General features: G+C 32.6%; 3 protein-coding genes and 1 pseudogene. All 4 read right to left on the bottom strand.

All coding sequences use genetic code 11. The features are described 5' to 3' along the window. A partial coding sequence (locus tag ACLBWW_RS28455) for an RNA-guided endonuclease InsQ/TnpB family protein (protein ID WP_447614399.1) occupies positions 1 to 450 on the bottom strand: 450 nt, incomplete at its 3' end. After that, a pseudogene (locus ACLBWW_RS28460) lies at positions 447 to 1,022 on the bottom strand (IS607 family transposase). The gene ACLBWW_RS28455 and the pseudogene ACLBWW_RS28460, both read right to left, overlap by 4 nt. A 298-nt stretch (positions 1,023 to 1,320) precedes the next feature. Further along, the gene (locus ACLBWW_RS28465) at positions 1,321 to 2,286 is read right to left on the bottom strand and encodes a hypothetical protein (protein WP_048545338.1); all 966 of its coding nucleotides are present in this window, start codon (positions 2,284 to 2,286) and stop codon (positions 1,321 to 1,323) included. A gap of 730 nt (positions 2,287 to 3,016) precedes the next feature. Next, positions 3,017 to 5,063, bottom strand: a 2,047-nt coding sequence (locus ACLBWW_RS28470; protein ID WP_447614400.1) for an MSCRAMM family protein, incomplete at its 5' end; no start/stop codon positions are given.

The raw sequence follows: 5,063 nt of genomic DNA on the forward strand, positions 1-5,063 counted from the left end.
TACAGTTGCATTTTTAGGGATATACCCATATTCTTTTAACCTTGTCCAACCAATTGTGGGGATTTTTACTCTATGTCTTTCTACTGTCCAATCTGTTTTGTTGTTTTTCGGAAAGTAGCACTTCACATCTTGCTTCCTCTTTTTTTTATATCGTGGAAACTGAGATAAACCTTTAAAAAATCGCTTAAAAGCTTTATCTCCATTCATAATCGCTTGTTTTACCGCTTTGCTCGACACTTCTTTAATCCACTGATCACACTCTTTTGTATGAATGTTGTTTAGCCATTTGGAAAAGTCATAGCCACTAAGAAATTTCCCCTCCGACTCATATGCCTCTTTATTTTTAGAAATATACAGGTTATATACATATCGACACACCCCAATAGTTTGACGGATTTTACTAACTTGTTCAGTTGTCGGTTTGATTTCTATTAAATATGCTCTTTTCATAAGTCTCCATCCTCCGACATTTTCTTTTTGTATTTTCTCAACCCACATATTCTACAGCTAAATACATGAATGATAGATATTAAATCCTGAACAAGTTCTTCTTGAGGAGATAGTTTTTCATTGTTAACAATCATAATTTCCACTCCCATTTTACGAAGAAACTCTTCAAACCAATCATATCCAAAACGTACAAATCTATCTTTGTGTGCAATGATGATCGTCGAAATATTTCTTTCCATACAACTGTCAATCAGGTTTATTCCACTGTTTTCTTTTGTAGTTTAATCCGCTACCAATACCTTTGATAACTTTATCTACAATTATCCCTCGTGCATTTGCGAAACTCAACCTGATTTTCTAAATCATCTTTCTGACCTGGATTTGAATAACTACTTCGCCTACTTTTTTTCTTCTTGAATACTCATATATTCCTTATACTGTTCTTCTGTATAGTATCTTCTTCCTTTTTGGTTTCGCTAAGCAGGTAAAACACCTTGATTGTCCCACCTTTGCAATGTCTTAACAGAGACATTAAGCATTTCTGAAAATCCTTTTGGTTTATATTGTTTCATAATTACTTTTCACTATATATGCCTACTTTTGTCTATGTTTTTGTTTACTATTTCTTTCTCCTTTTTTTAATAAAACACTATGAAAACAGTGTAATCTTATACTTTCATAGCTTTACACATCAATTATATAAAAAATAAAGCTAGTTTTTTATATATTTTTTGATATAATTACATACGGGAAACGGGAAGAATTTTGTCTTCCCTTGTGTTTTTATTTGCATCTAGTACTTTTGCTAGATGCTTTTTTTATGCTAAAAAAGATACCCTCATATACTTTGAGGATACCTTTTCCATCAATTTAGTGCATTTCAACGATTGTACCATCTTCGAATACTTTAAATACACCAGTAAATCCTGGTCCACCTGCACCTTCTATTTTATATGTCGTATGCACTCTTATTTGATAATATTTCTTTCCATTCTCTACTTGCGTATTTTCTAGCGTGTAATCATAGTCTTCTTTATATTCATTTTTAATATATGCTTTCGCTTTCTCAAAAGTAAATGCATCTTGAGTCTTTCCTGTCTCTACTTTTTGATTCTTTTCTGCCTCAGTTTTGCCGTTCTTTTCTGTTACTACCTTCTGATTTTTTTCTGCCTCAGTTTTTTCGTTCTTTTCTGCTGCTACCTTTTGATTTTTTTCTGCCTCAGTTTTTTGAGTCTTTTCTGTTGCTACCTTTTGATTCGTTACTACATTTGTTTTTTGTGCCTTCGCAGCTTCATTCTGTGCAGTTTTTTCTTCTTCATTCATTTTAGTAACTAATCCTACTGCTTTTTTATTATATTCTTCAAGGTTCTTATTATCTTTTGTTTCTGCAACTAACTTATTTAATATCTCTTTCGCTTGTGCATAATTTTTCTTACTTATTAACTCTTCACTTTTCGCCAATTGCTCACTATACTTCTTTTTTTGTTCTAACACAGCTAGTAATGCTGTTCGTTCTTCCTTTGCCTGCTTTATAAGTGTATTATTCCCATCCTTCATGTTCTCTACTTTTTCAAATGACTTGATTGATTCTTCTATCTTTGTTTCTTCTTTTAACTTCACTGCTTCAATCATTACTTTCGTTTGTTCTACAAGCATCTTTGCATCTGAATCGTCTTTTTTCTCATCTAGCGCTTTTTCAAATGATGATAATGCATTTTTATATTCTTTATTCGTTAACGCGGTCTTCCCTTCATCCATTGCTTTGTCAAAATTTCCATTACTACACCCAGCTAACATTAAAAACGTAAGTCCAATTACCATTAATAACTTTTTCATTTTTTCTCCTCCTATATATCCCTAAAACGATAACAGCATATGTATAAAAGTCTGTGTAGTAATTAGACTGAAAATAAAGATGTACTTTGTGTGTGGGAAAGGAAGTACATTTCATTTACTATCATTACTTAAAACTCCCAAATAGTTGGTAGTTGGTTTTCTTCTTCTTTTAAAGACAGAAAGGAATTTTAATAATGTGCGTAAAGCTCTCACCAGGCTCTTTACTACACACACTCTTATACACATAGAAAAACTATTTTTAGGTTGCTATTTTTTTAGCTTTACATATTTTCGTAACATAAAGAAAAACAAAAGAAAACAAACTGTAACATAAGTTACCGTTTGTAACTTTTCTGTAACACAAATGTAACATAAGGTTTTTAAATATACAATAGTTTTTTTTACATTATTTTCCCCTATCTATATTTCAAGGTGTTAATACAGTGCTAAAACGAGTTTCATCTCCCACCTGCTATTGGACTATCATCCTTTGAATACTTTAGGAAAAAGCCCTCTTTCTTAAAGTACTCAAACAAACATTACGAAGGCCTTTAACCTTTTATTTTTACATTAAATATATATAGTTTTTTTGATATAACAATATTAAGAAAATAAGACGAATTTTTTCTTCCTTTTTGTTTCTATTTGCATCGTGTTCTTTTGCTAAATGTTTTTTATGCCAAATAAAAAAGGTATCCTCCAATACTTTGAGGATACCTTTTCATTTTTATTATCTCTGCTGTTTTCTACCTAATACGAGCAATCCAAAACTCATCATAATAAGAAGTGCTCCCATATATGGTTCCACAGGCTTTTTCTGTCCTGTCTTCGGTAATTCTTTTTCAGGTTTCTCTGGATCCGTTGTTTCTGGTTTCTCTGGATTCGTTGTTCCCGGTTTCTCTGGATTCGTTGTTCCCGGTTTCTCTGGATCCGTTGTTCCTGGTTTCTCTGGATCCGTTGTTCCTGGTTTCTCTGGATCCGTTGTTTCTGGTTTTTCTGGATCCGTCGTTTCTGGTTTCTCTGGGCCTGGTGGTGCTAAAGAAGTCAATTTGTTTAATACTTGTAATTGAACTGGACTTATCATTCCTTTTGTAATTTCAAATGGAATTGGATTAGTTAATTTTTCATAACCCTTTGGTGCTTCTACTTCTACAAGTGTGTAGTGACCTACAGATAAGTCTGAGACTTTCGCTTTTCCTTCTTTATCTGTTGTTACTTTCGTTACTACTTTTCCTTTTTCGTCATGAACTTCAAACTCTGCCCCTGATAATACATGCTTACTTTCAGCAGCCATTTTTGTAATTTCTACTGAACCTTTGTCTAACTGTTCATTCTCTACTTTTAATGATAAAACTTCTGTCATACCTTTTTTGATTTCGAATGATACTGGTTCTGTTAGTTTTTTGTAACCTGGTAAACTCTCCGTTTCTACTAATTTGTATTTTCCTACTGATAGATCTGAAACTTTCGCTTTTCCTTCTTTATCTGTTGTTACTTTTGTTACTACTTTGCCTTGTTCGTCTTGTACTTCGAAGACTACACCTGCTAATGCTTTTTGACTATCTTTATCTACTTTTGTTACTTCTACATTTCCCTTGTCTAACATTTCATTTTCGACTGTTAAAGCAAGAGATTTTGTCATGCCTTTTTCAATTTGGAAGGCAATCGGATCTACTAATTGCTTATATCCTTTTGGTGCTTTCACTTCTACTAACTTATATGTTCCAACTGATAAATTAGTAACTTTTGCTTGTCCTTTTTTATCTGTCGTTATTTTAGCGACTACTTGTCCTGCTTCATCTTGAATATCAAATACTGCATCAGCTAAAGCATCTTTCGTTTCTTTGTCTACTTTTGTAATTTCTACATTTCCTACATCCACTAATTCATTTTCTACAGTCAATTGTAATGCTGTAACTCTACCTTTTTCAATTTCGAATGAAATTGGCTTTTCTAGTGGTTTGTATCCTGCTGGTGTTTCTACTTCTACTAACTCATACTTTCCAATAGATAAATCTGAAACGTTTGCTTTTCCTTCTTTATCCGTTGTTACTTTCGCAACTACTTTTCCTTTTGAGTCACGTACTTCAAATACAACATTTTCTAATGGTGCTTTACTGTCTTTATCTATTTTTGTGATTTCTACATTCCCCGTATCTACCATTTCATTTTCTACAGTGAACGCTAAAGATTTTGTCATACCTTTTTTAATTTCAAATGGTACAGGCTTTTCTAATTTTTTGTAGCCTGGTAAACTCTCTACTTCTACTAGCTTGTACTTTCCTACTGATAAATCTGCAACTGTTGCTTTTCCAGCTTTATCTGTCGTTACTTTCGTTACTACTTTGCCTTTGTCGTCTTGAACTTCAAAGACTACACCTGCTAACGGTGCCTTATTATCTTTATCTATTTTTGTAATTTCTACATTTCCCGTATCTACCATTTCATTTTCTATTTTTAATGATAGAACTTCGGTCATTCCTTTTTTAATTTCAAACGATACTGGCTCTGTTAATTGTTTGTAACCTGGTAAGCTTTCTTTCTCTACTAATTTGTACTTTCCTACTGATAAATCTGCAACTGTTGCTTTACCATTTTTATCTGTTTTTACTTCCGTTACTACTTTGCCGTTTTCATCTTGTACTTCGAAAACTACGCCTTCTAATGCTTTCTGACTGTCTTTATCTACTTTTGTAATTTCTACTGAACCTTTATCTACTAGTTCATTCTCTACTTTTAGTGATAAAACTTCTGTCATACCTTTTTTGATTTCGAAT

Source organism: Bacillus sp. M5A3_1b, from assembly GCF_053345335.1.

Coding starts and splice junctions, on each gene's coding strand:
- ACLBWW_RS28465 (WP_048545338.1), bottom strand. CDS start 2,286: ATGAAAAAGTTATTAATGGTAATTGGACTTACGTTTTTAATGTTAGCT.